13 protein-coding genes and 1 tRNA gene are annotated in these 19,382 nt (G+C 68.5%); 7 read left to right on the top strand and 7 right to left on the bottom strand.

The annotated features are described in order from the left end of the window. The first annotated feature begins 1 nt into the window (after window position 1). The 3 genes from KIP89_RS11810 to KIP89_RS11800 are packed head-to-tail and all read left to right on the top strand — an operon-like array spanning window position 2 to window position 6,044. On the top strand, window positions 2-2,692 hold the full coding sequence (locus KIP89_RS11810) for a cellulose biosynthesis cyclic di-GMP-binding regulatory protein BcsB (protein WP_213755631.1): 2,691 nt from the start codon (window positions 2-4) through the stop codon (window positions 2,690-2,692). Next, complete coding sequence (locus tag KIP89_RS11805) at window positions 2,689-3,741, top strand: family 8 glycosyl hydrolase (protein ID WP_213755630.1); 1,053 nt, start codon at window positions 2,689-2,691, stop codon at window positions 3,739-3,741. The genes KIP89_RS11810 and KIP89_RS11805 overlap by 4 nt, the downstream gene beginning before the upstream one ends. Continuing rightward, window positions 3,732-6,044 (top strand): tetratricopeptide repeat protein, encoded by a 2,313-nt coding sequence (locus KIP89_RS11800; RefSeq protein WP_213755629.1) that lies wholly within the window; start codon window positions 3,732-3,734, stop codon window positions 6,042-6,044. The genes KIP89_RS11805 and KIP89_RS11800 overlap by 10 nt, the downstream gene beginning before the upstream one ends. Before the next feature lie 82 nt (window positions 6,045-6,126). Here KIP89_RS11800 and KIP89_RS11795 read toward each other — a convergent pair. From KIP89_RS11795 to fdnG, 7 genes are all read right to left on the bottom strand, one after another. Further along, window positions 6,127-6,222 (bottom strand) — tRNA-Sec (locus KIP89_RS11795). Continuing rightward, window positions 6,176-8,194 (bottom strand): selenocysteine-specific translation elongation factor, encoded by a 2,019-nt coding sequence (gene selB / locus KIP89_RS11790; RefSeq protein WP_250152422.1) that lies wholly within the window; start codon window positions 8,192-8,194, stop codon window positions 6,176-6,178. Before selB ends, KIP89_RS11795 begins: the two co-directional genes overlap by 47 nt. After that, window positions 8,191-9,603, bottom strand: a complete 1,413-nt coding sequence (selA, locus tag KIP89_RS11785; protein ID WP_213755628.1) for an L-seryl-tRNA(Sec) selenium transferase — start codon at window positions 9,601-9,603, stop codon at window positions 8,191-8,193. The genes selB and selA overlap by 4 nt, the downstream gene beginning before the upstream one ends. A 10-nt stretch (window positions 9,604-9,613) precedes the next feature. Further along, window positions 9,614-10,525, bottom strand: coding sequence for a formate dehydrogenase accessory protein FdhE (gene fdhE, locus KIP89_RS11780; RefSeq protein WP_213755627.1), 912 nt, complete (start codon window positions 10,523-10,525; stop codon window positions 9,614-9,616). A gap of 69 nt (window positions 10,526-10,594) precedes the next feature. After that, entirely contained in the window at window positions 10,595-11,323 is a 729-nt protein-coding gene (locus KIP89_RS11775) for a formate dehydrogenase subunit gamma (RefSeq protein ID WP_213755626.1), read from the bottom strand. Then, the gene (gene fdxH / locus KIP89_RS11770; RefSeq protein ID WP_213755625.1) at window positions 11,323-12,312 is read right to left on the bottom strand and encodes a formate dehydrogenase subunit beta; all 990 of its coding nucleotides are present in this window, start codon (window positions 12,310-12,312) and stop codon (window positions 11,323-11,325) included. The genes KIP89_RS11775 and fdxH overlap by 1 nt, the downstream gene beginning before the upstream one ends. 13 nt (window positions 12,313-12,325) lie before the next feature. Beyond that, window positions 12,326-15,412 carry a formate dehydrogenase-N subunit alpha gene (gene fdnG, locus KIP89_RS11765; RefSeq protein ID WP_213755624.1) on the bottom strand — a complete coding sequence of 1,029 codons (3,087 nt, stop codon included), beginning with the start codon at window positions 15,410-15,412 and terminating at the stop codon, window positions 12,326-12,328. A gap of 215 nt (window positions 15,413-15,627) precedes the next feature. Here fdnG and KIP89_RS11760 point away from each other — a divergent pair, with 215 nt between their 5' ends. From KIP89_RS11760 to KIP89_RS11745, 4 genes are all read left to right on the top strand, one after another. Then, on the top strand, window positions 15,628-16,323 hold the full coding sequence (locus KIP89_RS11760) for a TlpA disulfide reductase family protein (protein ID WP_250152421.1): 696 nt from the start codon (window positions 15,628-15,630) through the stop codon (window positions 16,321-16,323). 13 nt (window positions 16,324-16,336) lie between these two features. Further along, window positions 16,337-17,476 (top strand): transglutaminase-like domain-containing protein, encoded by a 1,140-nt coding sequence (locus KIP89_RS11755; protein ID WP_213755623.1) that lies wholly within the window; start codon window positions 16,337-16,339, stop codon window positions 17,474-17,476. 145 nt (window positions 17,477-17,621) lie between these two features. Beyond that, the gene (gene selD / locus KIP89_RS11750; protein ID WP_213755622.1) at window positions 17,622-18,674 is read left to right on the top strand and encodes a selenide, water dikinase SelD; all 1,053 of its coding nucleotides are present in this window, start codon (window positions 17,622-17,624) and stop codon (window positions 18,672-18,674) included. Between the two features lie 137 nt (window positions 18,675-18,811). Continuing rightward, the gene (locus tag KIP89_RS11745; protein ID WP_213755621.1) at window positions 18,812-19,378 is read left to right on the top strand and encodes a TetR/AcrR family transcriptional regulator; all 567 of its coding nucleotides are present in this window, start codon (window positions 18,812-18,814) and stop codon (window positions 19,376-19,378) included. The last annotated feature ends 4 nt before the right edge of the window (window positions 19,379-19,382 follow it).

Genomic DNA, 19,382 nt, shown 5'->3' with positions numbered 1-19,382 from the left:
AATGCGCGCTCTCCCTTCGATCGCGGCGATCGGCCTCCTCGCGGCGCTGGCCGGCGCCGCCGCCGCGCAGCAGAGCGGTTTGGCCGGACAGGGCACCGGCTTCTCGATGACGCCGCCGCTCTCCGGCTACGCCGCGCCGTCCGGCCAATCCGCCAACAACGCGCCGGTGATGGCGCCGGCCGCGGGCAGCCCCCAGGCTCCGGCGCGCAGCCCGAGCGCGCAGGCCGCCGGCAACGCCGCGCCCGGCCCCTCCAGACCCGGCCTGGGCGAACAGGACGGCCCCGCGGCCCCGGCCAGCGGCGAGCGCCAGCCCTCGACCGGCGTCGGCGTGCCCGGCGAGGCCGGCGCCCCGGCCCCCTCCGCCGCGCCGTTCCAGATGCGGCCGGGCCAGGCGGCCCCGGCTACCGCGACGCGCGCCCCGGTCGTCGCCGCGTCCACCGCGCCGCCCAAGCCCGATCGCTTCATCATCCCGCAGAGCCGGATGATCTTCGCCGGCGAGGCCGCCGCGCGCGCCTGGACCATCAACCTCACCCAGGAGGAAGCGAGCCGTCAGGCGAACTTCCTGCTGAGCTACATCAACGCCGTCGTGGTGATGCCGGAAACCTCGCGCATCCGCGTCACCATCAACGGTCAGGCCATCATCGAGACGCCGATCGCCTCCTCGCAGGAGCCCTCGCGGTTCAGCGTCCCGGTGCAGCGCGGCACGCTGCGCGCCGGCGCCAACCTGATTCGCATCGACGTGGTGCAGCGCCACCGCACCGACTGCGCGGTCACCGCCACCTATGAGCTGTGGACCGAGATCAACAGCGAGGGCACCGGCCTGTCCTTCGCCGGCGGACGTCCGCCGCTCACCGGCGGGCTGGACGACCTCCCCTCGGTCGGCTTCGATGCCAAGGGCGTCACCACCATCCGCGTCGTCACCCCCGGCCCGATCGAGGGCGGCGGCTCGACCCGCGTGCTGCGCGTGGCGCAGGGGCTCGCCGTGCGCGGCCAGTTCCCCAATCCCTCGGTCACCATCGGCGATGGCGCGCAGGGGCCAACCCCGCCCGGCGGCCTCACCGTGGTCATCGGCACCGCCGCCGAACTGCCCCGGCTGATGGCCACCGTGCCCGGCGATGCGCGCCAGCGCCCGATCACCACCTTCCTCGAAGATGACCGGCTGGGCGCCCCGACCCTCGTCATTTCCGGCCCGACGCCGGCCGATGTCGACCGCGCCATCGAGCGGCTCAACGACATTTCCTTCCCGCGGACCGATTCGATCAACACGCTGAGCCATTGGGCGCCGAGCGCGCCGCTGTTCAACGGCGCGCGCAATGTCCGCCTGGCCGATCTCGGCGTGACGACGCAGGAATTCTCCGGTCGGCGCTTCCGCACCGAGTTCCAGATCGCCCTGCCGCCAGACTTCTTCGCCGAGGCCTATGGCAACGCCAATCTGTATCTCGATGCCGCCTTCACCTCGGCGGTCCGGCCGGGCAGCCATGTCGACGTCTATGTGAACCAGCAGATCGCCTCGACCCTGCCGATCACCGCGCGCGGCGGCGGGCTGTTCCAGCACGAACCGATCTTCATCCCGCTGCGCAATTTCCGGCCGGGCATCAACCGGCTCTGGCTGGAAGTGGTGCTCGACACCGAATCCGACGCGCGCTGCCTGCCCGGCGCCACCCTGCCGGCGGACAACCGCTTCGTGCTGTTCGATTCCTCCGAGTTCAGCATGGGCAGTTTCGCCCGCATCGGCCGGATGCCGGATCTGGCCGCCTTCACCGGCAGCGCCTTCCCCTATGATCTCGACGGCAGCCCGATCGCCGTGGTGCTGGCCCGTCAGGACGCCTCCACCCTGTCCGCCGCCTCGACGCTGATGTCGCGCCTCGCCCTGTCGCATGGCGCGCCGCTGCCGATCGACGCCGCCCCGGCCTCCGTCACGCTGGGCGAGCGCAATGCCATCTTCGTCGGCGGCATCGACCAGATCTCCGCCAGCGTGCTGGACCAGATGAGCATCGCCGAATCGGTGCGCGCCAACTGGGTCGTCTCGGCCGGCGACGAGGGCGGCAATGCCGGCTCATCCGACAGCGCCAATTACAACAACGTGCTGGAACGGTTCCGCAACCGGCAGGCCAATGAGGCCACACCGACGCCCTCGACCCCGCCCCCGCCGAGCGCGCAGACCACCCCCGAAGTGTATGAACGCTGGCGCGACAGCGTGCAGGGCCGGGGCGGCATCTATGCCGTCGTCGACAGCATCGAGGCCTGGCTTCAGCGCACTTTCTCGATCGGCTTTGATTCGCTGCGCATCAAGGAAGGCCAGCGCACGCTCTACGAGCCGCCGCCGCGCACCTCGGTGCTGATGGCGCAAGGCAACAGCACCAATGGCGCCTCGGCCTGGACGCTGGTGGCCGGCCGCACCTCCGAGGCGCTGGCCGCCAACATGGTGCGCTTCACCGCGGACGATGTGTGGAACCGGATCGGCGGGCAGGCCAGCGCCTACCAGTCGGCGACCGGCGAGGTGGAACGGCGGGACGTGTCGAGCTACCGCTTCATCATCACCCAGCCGCTCACCTTCGCTAACTTTCGCATGATCGCGGCAAACTGGCTCTCGACCAACATCATGCCCTATGCGCTGATGCTGCTTCTGGCCGGCACCGTGCTCGGCACCGCCACCGCCTTCCTCCTGCGACGCCTGGGGCGCCCGACATGATGAGACTCCTCGTAGCCGGCATCTTCTTGCTCGCCTGCGGGGTGTTACCATTGAGGGCGCAGATGGCCGCCACCATCCCGATCGACGCCTGGAACGCCTATATGAAGGCGTTCGTCGACGAATCAGGGCGGGTGGTCGACACCGCCAATGGCGGCATCAGCCACAGCGAGGGCCAAGGTTACGGAATGTTACTGGCCTTTTTGGCTGGTGACAGAAGTAACTTTGAGCGCATATGGAGCTTCACGCGTACCGAGTTGCTGATTCGCGACGACGGACTCGCTGCATGGCGCTGGGACCCGAATTCGAAACCGCACGTTACCGACGTCAACGCGGCGAGCGATGGCGATTTGTTAATTGCCTATGCATTGGCTCGGGCGGGCAGGTCTTGGGGCTTTCAACCTTACATCGACAGTGCGCAGAAGATCGCACGGGCCATCGGGCGCAAGCTTGTGGTGCGCGATGGCGGGCGCCTGATCTTGTTGCCGGGCGCCACGGGCTTCAGCTCGAAGGACCGGCCGGACGGCCCCATCCTCAATCTATCCTATTGGATTTTCGAAACTTTTCCGGTGATGAAGCAACTCGCGCCGGAAACCGACTGGGACGGCGTCTCGCAGTCCGGGATCGAGCTTCTGCGCATTGCGCAGCTCGGCCCGGCGCGGCTGCCGCCGGATTGGATCTCCGCGCCGGCCAATGCCCCGGTGACGGTCGCCGACGGCTTCCCCCCGGTCTTTGGTTACAATTCGTTAAGGATATCTCTTTACCTATTGCGGGCAGGGATTGCGGACGCAGAGCTGCAGGAGTCCTTCCGGCGGAGTTGGCTGGCCGAAAACGGGGGGACACCCGCGGTCGTCGATATTCCATCCGGGCGCGTGGTCACGCGGCTGACCGAACCGGGCTATCGCATGCTCGGAGCGGTTCTCGCCTGTGCCCTCGCGGCGACCCCGATCCCCGACGATTTGCGGCGGTTTGAGCTCACGCTCTATTACCCGTCGACACTGTTTCTGTTGAGTTGGGCCTTGGTCGCGGAGAAATATCCGAGATGTCTCTAAAGAGAGCTGCTCTGCTGATCTTGCTGGGAGGCGCCGTCCTCCCCGCGATCGCTCAGCAGATCGAGCTCCCTGTAGGCCCCGGATCGAACCGCGCCAACGACAATAATCGCCCCAAGGTAGACGAGACCGCCCTGCGCTACTTCGCCTCCCAGGGCGACACGCGCCGCCTCGAAGCCGAAATCGCCCGCCTGCGCGCGCTTTACCCGGACTGGTCGCCCCCCGGCGATCTGTTCGGGCCGCAGTCCGATGTCGAACTCGAGCGCATGTGGAAGATGTATGCCGAGGGCAAGTACAGCGATGTGCGCAGCGCCATCGCCGCCCGGCAGGCCGCCGATTCCTCCTGGGAGCCGCCGGCCGACCTGATCGCCCGCCTCAACGAGGCGGAAACCCGCCAGCGCCTGATCAACGCCTCGGATGCCGAGCAGTGGGCGACCGTGCTGCGGCTCGCCACCGACACGCCGGGCGTGCTCACCTGCACCAATGTCGACATTCTCTGGCGCGTGGCGGAAGCCTTCGCCAAGACCAACCAGGTGCCGCGCGCGCTCGACGCCTATACCTATGTCCTGACCAACTGCACGGACGCGAACGAACGTCTCGCCACCATGCAGAAGGCGATCCCGCTGCTGACCGACGATCAGATCGCCAATCTGATGAAGCTCGAGCGCCAGGATGCCGAGGGCAAGCCGGAATTCGACGTGCTGCGCGATGACCTCATCCGCCGCCGCATGGGCGTGGCCGCCGAGAACCCCGAATATTCGGTTCCCGATGCCGACATCAAGCGGCTGGAGACGCTCGCCAAGCAGAACGACGCGCCGGGCGATCCGCTGCTGCTCGGCTGGTACCTGTTCCGCCATGACGAGGCGCAGCGCGCGCTCGAATGGTTCAAGCTGGCGCTCGACCGCAAGGGCGGCCCGAAATCGGCGGAAGGCTATGTGCTGGCGCTGAACTTCCTCGGCCGCGCGCTGGAAGCCGAGCCGATCGCCTTTGAGTGGCGCGACGCCGCGCCCGAGAACAACAAGGCCTATCTCGACGTCGTCATCAGCCTGCTCACCGCCGATCCGCCGCCGGTTCTCGACGAGATCGTGCTGGCGCGCTTCAGCCCGGTGGTGATGCGCGACAAATACGTGCCGGGCGCGCAGGCGCTGGGCTGGTACGCCTACAATACCGGGCAGATCGTCACCTCCCAGTCCTGGTTCGAGACCGCGCTGAACTGGGATCCCAATGACGAGCCCTCCGCCTATGGCCTGTCGCTGACCTTCTGGCGGCTCGGCGACGGCGCGCGGCTGTCCGCCATCGTGCAGAGCTGGGGCGCGCGCTCCGAGCGCATCGTCGCGCTGGTCGATCCGGTGGTGCGGGCACGGCTTGAGGCGCGCAACGCCCAGACCGCCATCAACCGCTACACCGATCCGCTGGTCGCCGCCGCCGCGCGTCTCACGCCCACCCCGACGCTCAGGCCGCCACCGGTCGGCGTGCCGACCATCGGCGCGGGCCGCACCTATGTGCCGGGCGCCGGTGTCGCCTATCCGACCACGCCGAGCGCGACCACCGCCATGTCCTATGCGGGCCAGGGCTTCCAGCCGATCCCGCAGCAGTTCCAGGGCGTGCCCGCACAGGGCGCGGCCGTCGGCACGACGCAGTTCCAGCCCATTCCGCAGGCCGGCACGGCCTATCAGCCCTCCGCCCAGTTCACCCCGGTCGCGGCGGTCGCCGCCGACCAGACCTATGCGACGCAGGCCGCGCCGACCCCGCCGCGCCGGCGTAACCTCGCCCAGTCCACCGCCCGTTCCGGCAATGCGTCGGAAAGCGCGGGCGGGGCGGCCAGCGCGGCGGTTGCGCGCGGCTGGAAGCTGATGGAACTGAACCGGCCGATGGAGGCGATCTCCTCCTTCGACTACGCGATCCAGTACGGCTCCGGCCGGGTCGCCGAGGACGCCGCCTATGGCAAGTCGCTGGCCTATATCCGCAAGGGCATGACCAATCAGGCGCAGGCCGCCGCGCTCGAAGCGCCGCAGAACCCGCGCCGCTCGCTCCAGCTCACCGGCGACCTGCTGGCCCAGCGCGCGCTCGAATTCTACCGCGACGGGCGCTATGTCGAGGCGATCATCGCGCTGGACGAGCGCGCCCGGCTCGGCCCGGAGCAGCAGGACCTGATGATGCTGCGGGCGTGGAGCTATTACCACATCCACGACTACCAGTCGGCCAACCGCATCTTCAAGGCGCTCTCCCAGCAGGGCAACAAGGAAGCCATGAACGGCATGAGCGCGGTCGATTCGGTCACCCGCAAGACCCGCGACTCCTACTGAGCCGCCAGCCCCTTTGGGGCCCGGCCATTGCGCGCCGCGCGCCGGATCGCGGAAGCCATGCGCGAAAACAGGCGCAAGGAAGTGGCGGAAGAGAGTGGGAGTCGAACCCACCAAGGACCGTCTCGCGGCCCCTACCGGATTTGAAGTCCGGCCCCATCACCGGATGGGACGCTCTTCCATCGCCCGCCAGCGGCAGGGTCTTCACTCTGGCCGATCGCGCCGAACAGGTCCAGCCGGTGCGGGTTGATGCGGCGCAGATCTCCCCGGCGCAGCGTCACGCCGTGCCGGTCGAGAAATTCGAGAATCTGGATCGCCACCTTGCGCCCCACCGGCGCGCTCACCTGTTCGATGGCATCGCGATAGGCGCTGGCGCCGAACTGGCGACCCGGCGCGGCCGCGCTCAAGGCGCGCGCCACCGCCACCAGTTCCCCGACGCTGGACCGCAGGAAGAAGTGGTCATGCGCCACCTCATCCACCCGCCCCATGCGGGCGAGCAGCTTCATCAGCCGGCGCACATCCCCTTCCGCCTCGCCCAGCGCCCCGGCAAGGTCGCGCACGCGCGGCGGGCGGAAGCGGTCCACCCCAGCGAGCCGGGGCGCGATGGCCTCCCACAGCATCTCGTCCGGCTGGGTGAGGCGTACCTCATGGCCGGCAAGACGCACCCAGGCGCCCTCCAGCACCAGTGCCCCCTCCCCCGCCAGGCGCCGCAGCGCCTCGGTGAAGACCGGCTTGGGCAGGCGCGGGGTGAGGGACAGGCGCAGCTTTTCCGCGCCGATGCCGGCAAGGTCGGGATTGGCCGCGTGGAAATGTGCGAGCCCGTCGCCCAGCGCCTCGCGAAACAGCGCCCAGCGCCGGGCGGACAACCCGGTGCGCGCCCCCGCCGCGCCCAGAACGACAAGCCCCAGCGCCGCCGCCCACCGGTCCGGCGCGCCGGCATCGAGCGCATGGTCGCGGGCGAAGGCGTCGAGTTCGAGATGGAACGGCTCGCCTTCCACCAGCCGCGCCACGGCGCGCGCGGGCGCCTCCTCGGCCATGGCCGCGAGCTGGGCCAACCGCTCCGGCGTGCGCCGCTTGCGGGCCGGGGCGCGCAGATCGAGAAAGCGCCCCCCGCCAAGGGTGCGCTGGGCCGAGGTGTCGCGGATGACGAAACGGTCCCCGGCGGCGGCGGCGATGGGCCGGTCGAGCACGAGCTGCGCCATCCCTTCCCCGCCCGGCGCCAGCGCCTCATCCGAGAGCGGCACCAGCCGCGCCCCGACCTCGACGGAGGCGTGGTGCAGCCGCACCGGAAACCAAGGACCGAGCGGCTTCGGCTCGCCCGCCAGCACGCTCACACGGGCGTCGATACGGGCGGTAGGCGCGTGCAGCAGGGAATCGAGCACCATGTCGCCGCGATGCACCGCGTCATGGCTGATGCCCTCGCCGGCGAGGTTGAGCGCGCAGCGGTCGCCGGCGCGGCCCTCCTCCGCCTTGCGGTTCTGGGCATGGATGGAGCGCACCCGCGCGGCAAGGCCGGTTGGGCTGACGCTCACGCTGTCGCCGACCCGCACGGCGCCGGACAGCACCGTTCCCGTCACCACCGTGCCCGCGCCGGCCAGCGTGAAGCAGCGGTCGACCGCGAGGCGGAACCGGCCTTCCCCCGCCCGCCCGTGAAAAGCCGCGGCCATGGCGATGAGCCGCCCGCGTAGATCCTCCACCCCCTCGCCGGTGAGAGCGCAGACCGGCACGATCTCCGCGCCCTCCAGCCCCGTGCCTTCCAGCAGCGCGGCGATCTCGGCGCTCACCTGCCCGCGCCGGGCCTCGTCGGCAAGGTCGGCCTTGGTCAGCGCGACGAGGCCCTGCCTTATGCCGAGCAGGTCGATCAGCGCCAGATGCTCGCGCGTCTGCGGCATCACCCCGTCATCGGCGGCGACGATCAGCAGGGCGACATCGATCCCGCTCGCCCCGGCGAGCATGGTGTGGATGAACTTCTCATGGCCGGGCACGTCGATGAAGCCGAGCGTGCCGGCCTCGGTGGGCAGATAGGCGAAGCCGAGGTCGATCGAGATGCCCCGCGCCTTCTCCTCCTTCAGCCGGTCGGTATCGACCCCGGTGAGCGCGCCCACCAGCGCGGTCTTGCCGTGGTCGATATGGCCGGCCGTGCCGATGATCATGCGGAAACGACCAGATGCGACAGGCTGTCGAGGAACCCCGCTTCATCTTCCAGACAGCGCAGGTCGAGCCGCAGCGCGCCGTCGGAAATGCGCCCGATGATCGGCAGCGGCAGGTCGCGCAGCGCCGCTGCCAGCGCGTTGAGCGCGCCGCCCGAGGCGATTCCCACCGGGCGGATGGCCAGCGCCGCGCTTGGCAGCGTCTCCAGCGGCAGGGCGCCGGAGCCGATCTGGCTCGCGCACTCCGCCACGCTGACGCCGAAACCGCTGCCCAGCCGCTCCCCGACCGGGCCGGCGAGCCGCTCGGCCAGCGCGCGCAGCTCGTCCCGCGTGCGGGCGAGCAGACGCAGCGTCGGCAGGCGCTGCGCCAGCCGGTCCGGGTCGCGATAGAGCTTGAGCGTCGCCTCCAGCGCGGCGAGGCGGATCTTGTCGACCCGCAACGCCCGCTTCATCGGGTTGCGGTTGATCTGCGCGATCAGGTCCTGGCTTCCGACGATGAAGCCGGTCTGCGGCCCGCCCAGCAGCTTGTCGCCGGAGAAGGTCACGAGGTCCGCCCCCTCCGCCACCGCCTCGCGCACGGTCGGCTCATGGGCGAGGCCGATCCGGGCGAGGTCGACCAGCGTGCCCGAGCCGAGATCATTCACCAGCGGCACGCCCTTCGCATGGGCGATCTCCGCGAGGTCGCGCGCGCCCACCTCCTTGGTGAACCCCTCGATGCGGTAATTGGAGGTGTGGACCTTCAGCACCAGCCCGGTTTCGGGCGTGATCGCCCCCTCATAATCGCGGGCATGGGTGCGGTTGGTGGTGCCGACCTCGACCAGCCGCACACCGGCGCGGGCCATGATGTCCGGCATGCGGAAGGCGCCGCCGATCTCGATCAGCTCGCCGCGCGAGACGATGGCTTCCCTGCCCAGCCCCAGCGTGTTGAGCACGATCAGCACGGCGGCGGCGTTGTTGTTGACGACGGTGGCGTCTTCCGCCCCCGTCAGCTCGATCAGCAGCGCGCGCACATGGTCGTCGCGCTCGCCGCGCGTGCCGGTGGACAGGTCGAATTCCAGCGCGACGGCGCTGCGCATGGCGGCGGTGGCGGCCTCCACCGCCTCCTGCGCCAGCAGGGCCCGGCCGAGATTGGTGTGCAGCACCGTGCCGGTGAGGTTGAACACCGGCCGCAGGCTGGAGCGCGCGCTGTGCTCCAGCACCGTGCCGGCCGCCAGCGCCACATGGTCGGGCGAGGGCAGGCTGGCGAGCTGTCCCGCCAGCAGGCAGGCGCGCACCTCGTCGAGCGCGGTGCGGATCGCGGCGATCATCGGCGCGCGGCCGAACCGCTCAATGGCGAGCTGACCCGAGGCGGTCTTCACCACCAGATCGACCGAAGGCAGGTCGCGCAGGGTGGGCGGGGCGGGCGTGTCCATCGCCATCCCCTCAATAGCCGAGCAGGAACGGGTTGAACGCGGCCCGCCGGTACGGACCCTGCCGCATCATCAGGTCGAGCCCGAGCGAGCCGGTATCGTCCGCCATCGGCTCGATCGCGACATCCTTGTTCTGGTAGAGCACCTTCACATAGGTGCGGCACTCGTCGCAGGTCTCGGCCTTCACCGTGCCGGGGCTGCCCTCGATTTCCTGATAGCCGATGCCCTTGGTCGAGCCGCAGGAGCAGCAGCGTATCCGCACATAGTTCCACAGCGTCGAGCAAAGCGAGCAGGCGCAGAACCGGTTGCCATGGGCGTTCGGCCATTCGACCACCAGCGACGCGACCGGCGGCCCGCCGCAGGCCGGGCACACGCCGTCGCCCACGGGAACCAGCGCCTTGGCGTCGAGTCCATGGGCGAGGCGGGCAAAATGCACCTGAAGCCCCGCCGCGACATAGACATGCTCGGCCAGCGTCTCCATCGGCAGATCATGGGCCAGCACGTCGCGCACCATCTGCGCCCGCAAGGGTCCATCGGCGAGCCGCACGCGGGTCAGCGCCGCCTCGGCCTCGGGGGGCATGCGCAGCTTGGCGGCAGCGTCGAACAGCGCCTCGAGCGTGCCCTCCAGCGTATCGTCGAGCGTCATCCCGGCGCGGTCGAGCGGCGGCATCTCGAAGGAGCGCGCCCGCTCCACCGCCTCCGGCGCGGGCATCACGACCGGGGCCAGCGCCGGCACGATGGCATGCTGGGCGTCGACGATACCGGCCACGAAATTGAGGAACGGCGCCATCGGGCTCACCGCCGCATAGGCGCGCAGCCTGTTGGCACGGCCGGCAAACAGCGTCGACGGGTCAGGCAGGACCGCGAAGGGCGGGGTGGAGACGGCACCGATCACGGACGGATCGGGCTGGAGATCGGCAGACATGCACACCTCACGAACCGCACGGGCCACGTGGAAAGGAGAAGACGTCCGGGAGGAGCCCGGACGTCCTTGTTACTCGGCCGGCCCGCGCGCGCCGGGGTCCGGCTTGCGCACCAGCTCGCGCAGCCATTTGCGGTGATGGCGCCAGGCCCAGCCGCCGGTGACCTCGCCGCGCGTCATCGCCCCGATCGTGCCCTTCACCCAGATCGCCGCATAGACGTGGATGATCCAGACACAGATGATGCACACCGCCGCCACCGCATGGACGAGGATCGCCCACCGCTTCTGCGGGATGGTGGTCAGATCATAGAAATACTGATCCCACATCACGATGCCCGAGCCGATGAGCACGATGATGAGGCCGGACATCGCCCAGAATACGCCCTTCTGGCCGGCATTGTACTTGCCGACCTCCGGCATCTTCTCCTCGCGCCCGGCCAGCAGATCGGCCGAATGCGCCACCCAGTCGACATCCTCGCGCGCCGGCAGATTGGCGCGCCAGAAGCGGATGAACAGGATGGCGAAGGAGACGAACAGCACCACGCCGATCCAGGGATGGATCGCCCGCGTCCACTGCCCGCCGCCGAACAGGCCGGTGAGGAAGAACAGCTTCGGCGTGAACAGCGCCATGCCGGACAACGCCAGCAGCACCAGGCTGATGGCGGTGATCCAGTGGTTGATGCGCGCGCCGACCGTGTAGCGTTTCACCTGCACGGGATGGCCGGGCCGGACGGCATCGCCCGGCTCGACATCATCGGGCACGGGAACAGCGGCGCGGGCATGCGGATCGATCGCCACCATCACACTCTCCCTTCAGGCTGGCCGGCCGGAGGCGCGGGCGGGGGAGCGCCCGTGCCGTCCACCAGCTTCTCGGCGTTCTCCTCATCCTCCGGCGCGACCTTGTTCGGGCCGGCCACCACGTAATGGAGGAAGCCCGCCGCGGCGGCGAAGCCCATCACGGCGAGACCGACATATTTGGTCACGCCCTTCCAGGTCTCGACGATCGGCGAGATGCGCGGATTGTCCGGCAGCCCGGCATAGAGCGAGGGCTGGTCGGCATGCTGGAGCACATACATGACATGGGTGCCGCCGACGCCCGGCGGGTCGTAGAGCCCGGCATTCTCATAGCCGCGCGACTTCAGGTCCTTGATGCGGCCCTCCGCCCAGCCCTTCATCTCGTCCTTGGTGCCGAACACAATGGCCTGGGTCGGGCATGCCTTCTGGCAGGCCGGGCCCTGGCCCACCGCCACGCGGTCCGAGCACAGCGTGCATTTATAGGCGGTGTGATCGACCTTGGAGATGCGGGGTATGTTGAACGGGCAGCCCTTGATGCAGTAGCCGCAGCCGATGCAGTTCTCGTGCTGGAAGTCCACGATGCCGTTCGAATACTGCACGATGGCGCCGGGCGAGGGACAGGCCTTGAGGCAGCCCGGGTCCTCGCAATGCATGCAGCCATCCTTGCGGATGAGCCATTCGAGATTCTCGGTCTCGGGGTTCTCCCACTCGGTGAAGCGCATCAGCGTGAAGGTGTTCGGCGTCAGGTCCATCGGGTTGTCATAGACGCCGTGGTTGAAGCCGATCTCCTCGGTCAGGTTGTTCCATTCCAGGCACGCGGCCTGGCAGGCCTTGCAGCCGATGCATTTGGACACGTCGATCAGCTTGGCGACCTCGGTCAGCCGCTGCGCGGGCGGCGTGACCTCGGAGGCCGAGCGGCGAAGAATGTCCTTCTCGCCGAAGGTGGGCTTGGCGGCCTCGGGGGCGAGCGACGGGTTGGGAATTGGGGGAAACATCTGCGCCGCCTCCCTATGCCACCGGCCCGGTGGACGCTTCGACATTCACCAGAAACGCCTTGAACTCCGGCGTCTCGATGTTCGCATCACCCACAAAGGGCGAGAGCACATTGGCGGTGAAGCCCTTGCGGGCCGCGCCGACAAAGCCCCAATGGATGGGAATGCCGACCACATGCACGATCTTGCCGTCGATATTCATCGGCTTGATGCGCTTGGTGACGACCGCCTTGGCGAGGATCTCGCCGCGTGTCGACCACACCCGGACCCATCCCCCCTTCTCGATGCCCTTGTCCCGCGCCAGTTCCTCGGAAAGCTCGACGAACTGCTGCGGCTGAAGCACCGCGTTCACGTGGTTGTTCTTGGTCCAGTAGTGGAAGTGCTCGGTCAGGCGATAGGTCGTCGCCGCATAGGGGAAGTCCGGCGAGGCGGTCGCCGCGAAGGACTTCCAGTCGTCCTGGAACACCCGCGCCACCGGATTGCCGACGATCTTCGGGGCGATGACATTGGCCACCGGGCTCTCGAACGGCTCGTAATGCACCGGGAACGGCCCGTCCCGCATCATCTTGCGCACGAACAGGCGCGAGACGCCCTCCGGGTTCATGATGAAGGGGCCGACATCGCGCGGCTTGGCGGTCGGCGCGATGTCCGGCACGTCATAGCCGCTCCATTTGGCGCCATCCCACTCGATCAGCTTGCGCGAGGGATCCCACGGCTTGCCGTCGAGGTCGCAGGAGGCGCGGTTGTAGAGGATGCGCCGGTTGGCCGGCCAGGCGAACGACCATTTCAGGAAGGCGCCGGTATTGTCCGGGTCGGAATTGTCCCGGCGCGCCATCATGTTGCCGGCCTCGGTGAAGCAGCCCGAGAAGATCCAGCAGCCGCAGGCGGTCGAGCCGTCGTCGCGCAGCTGGCCGAAACCGGACACTTGCTTGCCGGCCTCCAGCACCTTCTTGGTCGCGTCGTTCGGGTCGAACACGTCGGTCAGCACCGACCCGTTCATCTCCTTCGCCAGTTCCTCCGGCGAGGGCTCCTCGGGGTTCTTGTAGGCCCAGTTGAGGTTGAGGATCGGGTCGGGGAAGGCGCCGCCTTCCTTGCGATAGAGATCCTTCAGCCGCAGATGGATGCCGGACATGATCGCCACATCCGTGCGCGCCTCGCCGGGAGGCGAGCCGCCCGGCCAGTGCCATTGCAGCCAGCGGCCGGAATTGACCAGCGAGCCCTCATCCTCCGCGAAGCAGGTGGTGGGAAGCTGGATCACCTCGGTCTTGATGCTGGCGGGGTCGGCCTTGTTGTAGATGCCGTGGTCTTCCCAGAAGCGGGCCGTCTCGGTCTGCAGCGGGTCCATGATGACGAGCAGCTTGAGCTTGCCGAGCGCCTCGGCGAGCTTGGCCTTGTTCGGGAAGGCCTGAAGCGGGTTGAACCCCTGGCAGAAATAGAGGTTCATCTTGCCCTGCTTCATCAGCTCGAAAGCTCGCAGGACGTCGTAGCTCGCCACGTCGAGCTTCGGCAGGTAGTTGTACCCCCAGTCGTTCTGCGCCGTCGCCGCCGAGCCGTACATCGACTTCATGAAGCTGACGAAGAACTTGCGGTAGTTCTGCCAGTAGCTCATCTGGTTCGGTCGCAGCGGCTTGAAGGCGCGCGTCGACATGTAGGTGGCGAGGTCCGCCTCCTTCTCCGTGGGGATGTTGAGATAGCCGGGGATGAGGTTGCTCATCAGCCCGAGATCGGTCAGCCCCTGGATATTGGAATGGCCGCGCAGCGCGTTCATGCCGCCCCCGCGCACCCCGATATTGCCGAGGATGAGCTGAAGCATCGCCATGCCGCGAATGTTCTGCGCGCCCTTGGAATGCTGGGTCCAGCCGAGCGCGTACATGCTCGTCATGGTCTTGGTCGGCGAGGAGCACTCGCCGATCATCTCGCAGACCTTCAGGAACTTGTCCTTCGGCGTGCCGCAGATGCGCTCGACCATTTCGGGCGTGTAGGTGGCGACGTGCTGCTTCAGCAGGTTCCAGACGCAGCGCGGGTTTTGCAGGGTCTCGTCGACCACGGCATAGCCGTCCGGGCCGATCTCGTATTCCCACGTGTCCTTGTTGTAGTCGCGCTTGGCCTCGTCATAGCCGGTGAACAGGCCGTCCTGATAGGCAAAGCCCTCCTTCACCAGATAGGCGGCGTTGGTGAAGGCCTTGGTGTAGTCCCACTGCACCTTGTCGTTCTGCATGCACCAGTTGATCACGCCCATCAGGAACGCGATGTCGGAACCGGGGCGGATCGGCGCGTAGAAATCCGCGACCGCGGCCGAGCGGGTGAAGCGCGGATCGACGACGATCAGCTTGGCGCCGCGATTGGCTTTCGCCTCGGTGACCCATTTGAAGCCGCACGGATGCGCTTCAGCGGCATTGCCGCCCATGATCACCACGAGGTCGGTATTCTTGATGTCGGTCCAGGAGTTGGTCATTGCTCCACGGCCAAATGTTGGGGCGAGACTCGCCACCGTCGGGCCGTGTCAGACGCGTGCCTGGTTATCGAATGCCAGAATGCCGGTTGAGCGCACCACCTTGTAGGTGGCGAAGGCGGATTCGTTGGTCGTGGCTGAGGCCGCGAGGAAGCCGGTGGTCAGCCAGCGATTGACGGTGACGCCGTCCTTGTTGGTGGCGATGAAATTGGCGTCGCGATCGTCCTTCATGGCGCGGGCGATCTTGTCGAGCGCCGCCTCCCAGGAGATCGGCTCGAACTTGTCCGAACCCGCCTTGCGGATCATCGGCTGGGTGAGCCGCGTTTCCGATTTCACGATGTCGCGCAGCGCCGCGCCCTTGGGGCAGAGCGTGCCGCGATTGGTCGGGTGATCGGCGTCGCCCTCGATATGGACGATGTCGGCCGTCTCACCCTTCCGCAGGTCGCCCTTGGAATAGATGATGATGCCGCAGGCGACGGAGCAATAGGTGCAGGTGTTGCGGGTCTCGGTGGTGTTCGCCAGATGGAATGGCTTGATGTAGGCGGCCACCGCCGCTTCGGCCTCGCTGAAGCCGAAGGCTCCCAGCGTCGTACCCGCGATCCCCGCACCCGACGTTTTCAGAAACGTGCGGCGCGAGAGTTCCATATTCATGGAGTCCCTCCCGAGTTACCTCTAAAACCCCATCGGCCGATAGGGTAATCCAATGGAGAGGCTAGTTTTGAGCTAGTCCAATGTCAAACGAATCCGCGCGCGGATCGGTTGGAAAAAATCGTTTATTTTCAGAGAGTTCTTGGCATACCAGAGCGGCGGACGTGCCTTCTGGCAATGATGCGGCGCAGCATCGGCGCGGATGAACAGGAGACGGATTGACGCAGGCGACGACCCGGCGCAGCATCGCCGCCGTGTTCGTACCATCGGCTCCCGCGTGGCGGGGCGCGACCAACATCATGGCCGGCCTTGTGCTTGCTTCCCTTGCGTCACTGACGCCGGGAGCGGGAGTGGCCGGCGTGTTTCCGGCGTCCCCCGCAAGCCCCGCCCCAAGTCTCGCCCCCAGCCCCGCCCCAACTCTCGAACTCCCCTCCCTCGATGGCGGCATCGCCGGCCTTGCTGCATTGCGGGGCCGGCCGGTGCTGGTTCACTTCTTCGCGACCTGGTGCGAACCCTGCCGGGAGGAACTCGGCGGCCTGTCCCGCCTCGCCGCCACGCGCGACGCATCGGCGCCGGACGGCGGCCTTGCCGTGCTGGCGGTTGATGTCGGCGAGGTGAAGCTGCGCCTGCGCCGCTTCCTCGACCGCGAATTTGCGGGCCGCCCGCCCGCCTTCCCGATCCTGCTGGACGAGGACCGCGCCGTGAGCCGCGCCTGGAACGTCTCGGTCCTGCCGGCCAGCCTGCTGCTCGATTCCGCCCATGCCATCCGCCTCACCGCCGACGGCCCGGTCGACTGGGACGACCCCGCCGCCCGCCGCGTGCTCGACGCCCTCACCGCCCCTGCCACCGCCCCTGCCACCGACCCTTCCGCCGCCGCGACCCTCGCCCGCGGCCTGCCACCTCTCATCGACTGACCGGGAGCCTCTCATGACCAGCCGTCGTGATTTCCTCAAATGCGGCGCCGCGCTTGCCGCCGCCACCGCCCTTCCCGCCCACGCCTTCGCGCAGGCCGGCACGGCGGGCGCAGGATCGGCGGGCGCCATCTTCGCCCCCTCGCCCGGCAAATGGCGGCAATTCGAGGTGGTGACTGCCCTGCGCGTCGCCCCGGCGGAGGGCAAGGCCGGCCCCGCTCAAGCCTGGGTGCCACTGCCCTCCTACAGCGCCGCCGACTGGTTCAAGCCGGGCGAGAACCGCTGGAGCACCAATGCGGCCAGCGCCACCGTGGTCACCGACCCGCATTATGGCAGCCAGATGCTGCATCTGGTCTGGGCGCCGGGCGAGGCCGCGCCGGCGGTCGAGATCACCTCGACCTTCGCCACCCGCGACCGCGCCACCGACCTCACAAAGCCCGGCAGCGTGGCCGCGCTCTCGGCGCAGGAGCGCGCTTTGTTCCTCAAGGCGACCGACCTGATCCCGACCGACGGCATCGTCAAGGCGACCGCCGACAGGATCACCGCCGGCAAGACCAGCGACCTCGAGAAGTCCCGCGCCATCTATGAATGGGTGGTCGAGAACACCTATCGCAACGCCGCCACGCGTGGCTGCGGCAGCGGTGACATCGCCGCCCTGCTGACCAGCGGCAATCTCGGCGGCAAATGCGCCGATCTCAACGCGCTGTTCGTCGGCCTCAACCGCGCCGCCGGCATTCCCGCCCGCGACCTTTACGGCATCCGCGTCGCCCCCTCCGCTTTCGGCTACAAGAGTCTGGGCGCCAATTCGCCGACCATCTCCAAGGCCCAGCATTGCCGCGCCGAGGTGTGGCTGGACGGCTTCGGCTGGGTCGCCACCGATCCGGCGGATGTGCGCAAGGTCGTGCTGGAGGAGCCGCCGGGCAAGAACGCGATGGACGACGCCAAGGTGGTCGCCGCCCGCACGGCGCTGTTCGGAGCGTGGGAAGGCAACTGGCTCGCCTATAATGACGGCCACGACATCGCCTTGCCCGGCTCCTCCGGCCCCAAGCTCGGCTTCCTCATGTACCCGCAGGCCGAAGTCGCCAGCCTGCGCCATGACTGCCTCGACCCGGACGCCTTTACCTACACGATCAAGGCGAGCGAGATCGCGGTGTAAGCGCAAAGGCTCCCTCTCCCCCACGGGGAGAGGGGTGGGGTGAGGGGGCGCACCGCCCGACCATCATTACAAGCCCCTCACCCGCCGCTGCGCGGCGACCTCTCCCCGGCGGGGAGAGGTGATAACCCACGACAAGGACCTCCCCATGCTCGACACCCCCGCCCCGTTCCGTCTCACCAGCCTCGCCCATGGCGGGGGCTGTGGCTGCAAGCTGGCGCCGTCGGTGCTGCGCGAGCTTCTGGCCGAGCAGCCGGGCACGGGCGGCTTCAGCCAGCTCCTGGTCGGCACCGAGACCGGCGACGACGCGGCGGTGTGGCAGCTGGATGACGAGACCTGCCTCATCGCCACCACCGATTTCTTCATGCCGATGGTGGACGACCCCTTCACCTTCGGCCGCATCGCCGCCACCAACGCGATTTCCGACGTCTACGCCATGGGCGGCAAGCCGCTGCTGGCGCTGGCCATTCTCGGCATGCCGCTCGGCAAGCTCGACACCGCCCTGGTGCGCGAGATCCTCAAGGGCGGCGCGTCCATCGCAACTGAAGCGGGCATTCCGGTCGCCGGCGGGCACTCCATCGATTCGCCCGAGCCGATCTATGGCCTCGCCGTCATCGGCACCGCGCACCCCTCCCACATTCGCCGCAACAACAGCGCGCAGGACGGCGACGCGCTGATCCTGACCAAGCCGCTCGGCGTCGGCGTCTACTCGGCCGCTTTCAAGAGACAGGCGCTGTCGCCCGAAGCCTATGACGAAATGGTCGGCGCGATGACCCAGCTCAACAAGGTCGGCACCGCTTTGGGCAAGGACAGCGAGGTCCACGCCGTCACCGATGTGACCGGCTTCGGCATTCTCGGCCATGGGCTGGAAGTCGCGCGCGGTTCGAAGCTGCGGCTGGAGATCGAGGCGGCCGCCCTGCCCTTCCTCGATGAAGCCCCCGCGCTGGCGCAGGCCGGCTTCGTCACCGGCGCCTCGCACCGCAACTGGGAGAGCTATGGCGCGGGCGTCACCCTGCCGGCTGATCTGCCGGAGGCCCGCCGCCATCTGCTCACCGATCCGCAGACCGCCGGCGGGCTGCTCGTCGCCTGCGCGCCCTCGGCCGCCGCGCGGATTCTGCATGAGATACAGGCCGCCGGCTTCGCGCGCGCCGCGCTCATCGGCCAGGCCCGCGCCGGCGATCCCGGCATCATCGTGACCTGACCCACGCCGCGCGCCCGGCCTCTTCCGCCGCGACACGCCACCGCGCCGGGAGAGATGCGTGTTGTTTCTGATTTGAATCCCGTCCGGATTATGCTGTCTGCACAAGGGGCAAGGCATAATCTGAAGCGGAGGTGAGGGTGCGGGTCAGCAAGGCGAAGGTTGCGGAACACCGCAGCGCGATTTTGCAGACGGCGTCCCGCCTGTTCCGCGAGCGCGGCTTCAAGGATGTCGGCGTCGCCGAGATCATGCAGGCGAGCGGCCTCACCCATGGCGCCTTCTACGGCCATTTCCGCTCCAAGGCCGAACTCGCCAAGGCCGCCTGCCAGGATGCCTGCGCCCAGTCGCTGGAGCGGTGGGAAAAGAGCGACGACATCACGGCCATTCTCGACCGCTATCTCTCCCCGGCCCACCGCGACGCCCCCGCGCGGGGCTGCGCCATCTCCGCCCTCGGCGCCGAGGTCGCCCGCCAGAGCGTCGAGCTGCAGCAGGATTATGCGCAGGGGCTGGAACGCTTCATCGCGGCGCTGGAAGGGCACATCAAGGCCGAGGACGCGGACGCACGCCGGCGCAAGGCCACCACGCTGTTCGCCGCCATGGTCGGCGCCGTCACCATGGCGCGCGGCGTCGCGAGCGGCGATCCCGCCCTGTCCGACGCGATCCTTGAGGATGTACGCCAGCAATTGCGGGCCTGCTTCGAGGTCTGATGAC

Source organism: Ancylobacter radicis (assembly GCF_018449475.1).
In the GTDB taxonomy this organism is placed as follows: Bacteria; Pseudomonadota; Alphaproteobacteria; order Rhizobiales; family Xanthobacteraceae; genus Ancylobacter; species Ancylobacter radicis.
This window is presented reverse-complemented; position numbering and strand designations above follow the sequence as displayed.

Bases quoted from the DNA above. Each gene is read 5' to 3' on its own strand.
- KIP89_RS11810 (WP_213755631.1), top strand. From the start codon at position 2: ATGCGCGCTCTCCCTTCGATCGCGGCGATCGGCCTCCTCGCGGCGCTG.
- KIP89_RS11805 (WP_213755630.1), top strand. From the start codon at position 2,689: ATGATGAGACTCCTCGTAGCCGGCATCTTCTTGCTCGCCTGCGGGGTG.
- KIP89_RS11800 (WP_213755629.1), top strand. From the start codon at position 3,732: ATGTCTCTAAAGAGAGCTGCTCTGCTGATCTTGCTGGGAGGCGCCGTC.
- selB (WP_250152422.1), bottom strand. From the start codon at position 8,194: ATGATCATCGGCACGGCCGGCCATATCGACCACGGCAAGACCGCGCTG.
- selA (WP_213755628.1), bottom strand. From the start codon at position 9,603: ATGGACACGCCCGCCCCGCCCACCCTGCGCGACCTGCCTTCGGTCGAT.
- fdhE (WP_213755627.1), bottom strand. From the start codon at position 10,525: ATGTCTGCCGATCTCCAGCCCGATCCGTCCGTGATCGGTGCCGTCTCC.
- KIP89_RS11775 (WP_213755626.1), bottom strand. From the start codon at position 11,323: ATGGTGGCGATCGATCCGCATGCCCGCGCCGCTGTTCCCGTGCCCGAT.
- fdxH (WP_213755625.1), bottom strand. From the start codon at position 12,312: ATGTTTCCCCCAATTCCCAACCCGTCGCTCGCCCCCGAGGCCGCCAAG.
- KIP89_RS11755 (WP_213755623.1), top strand. From the start codon at position 16,337: ATGACCAGCCGTCGTGATTTCCTCAAATGCGGCGCCGCGCTTGCCGCC.
- selD (WP_213755622.1), top strand. From the start codon at position 17,622: ATGCTCGACACCCCCGCCCCGTTCCGTCTCACCAGCCTCGCCCATGGC.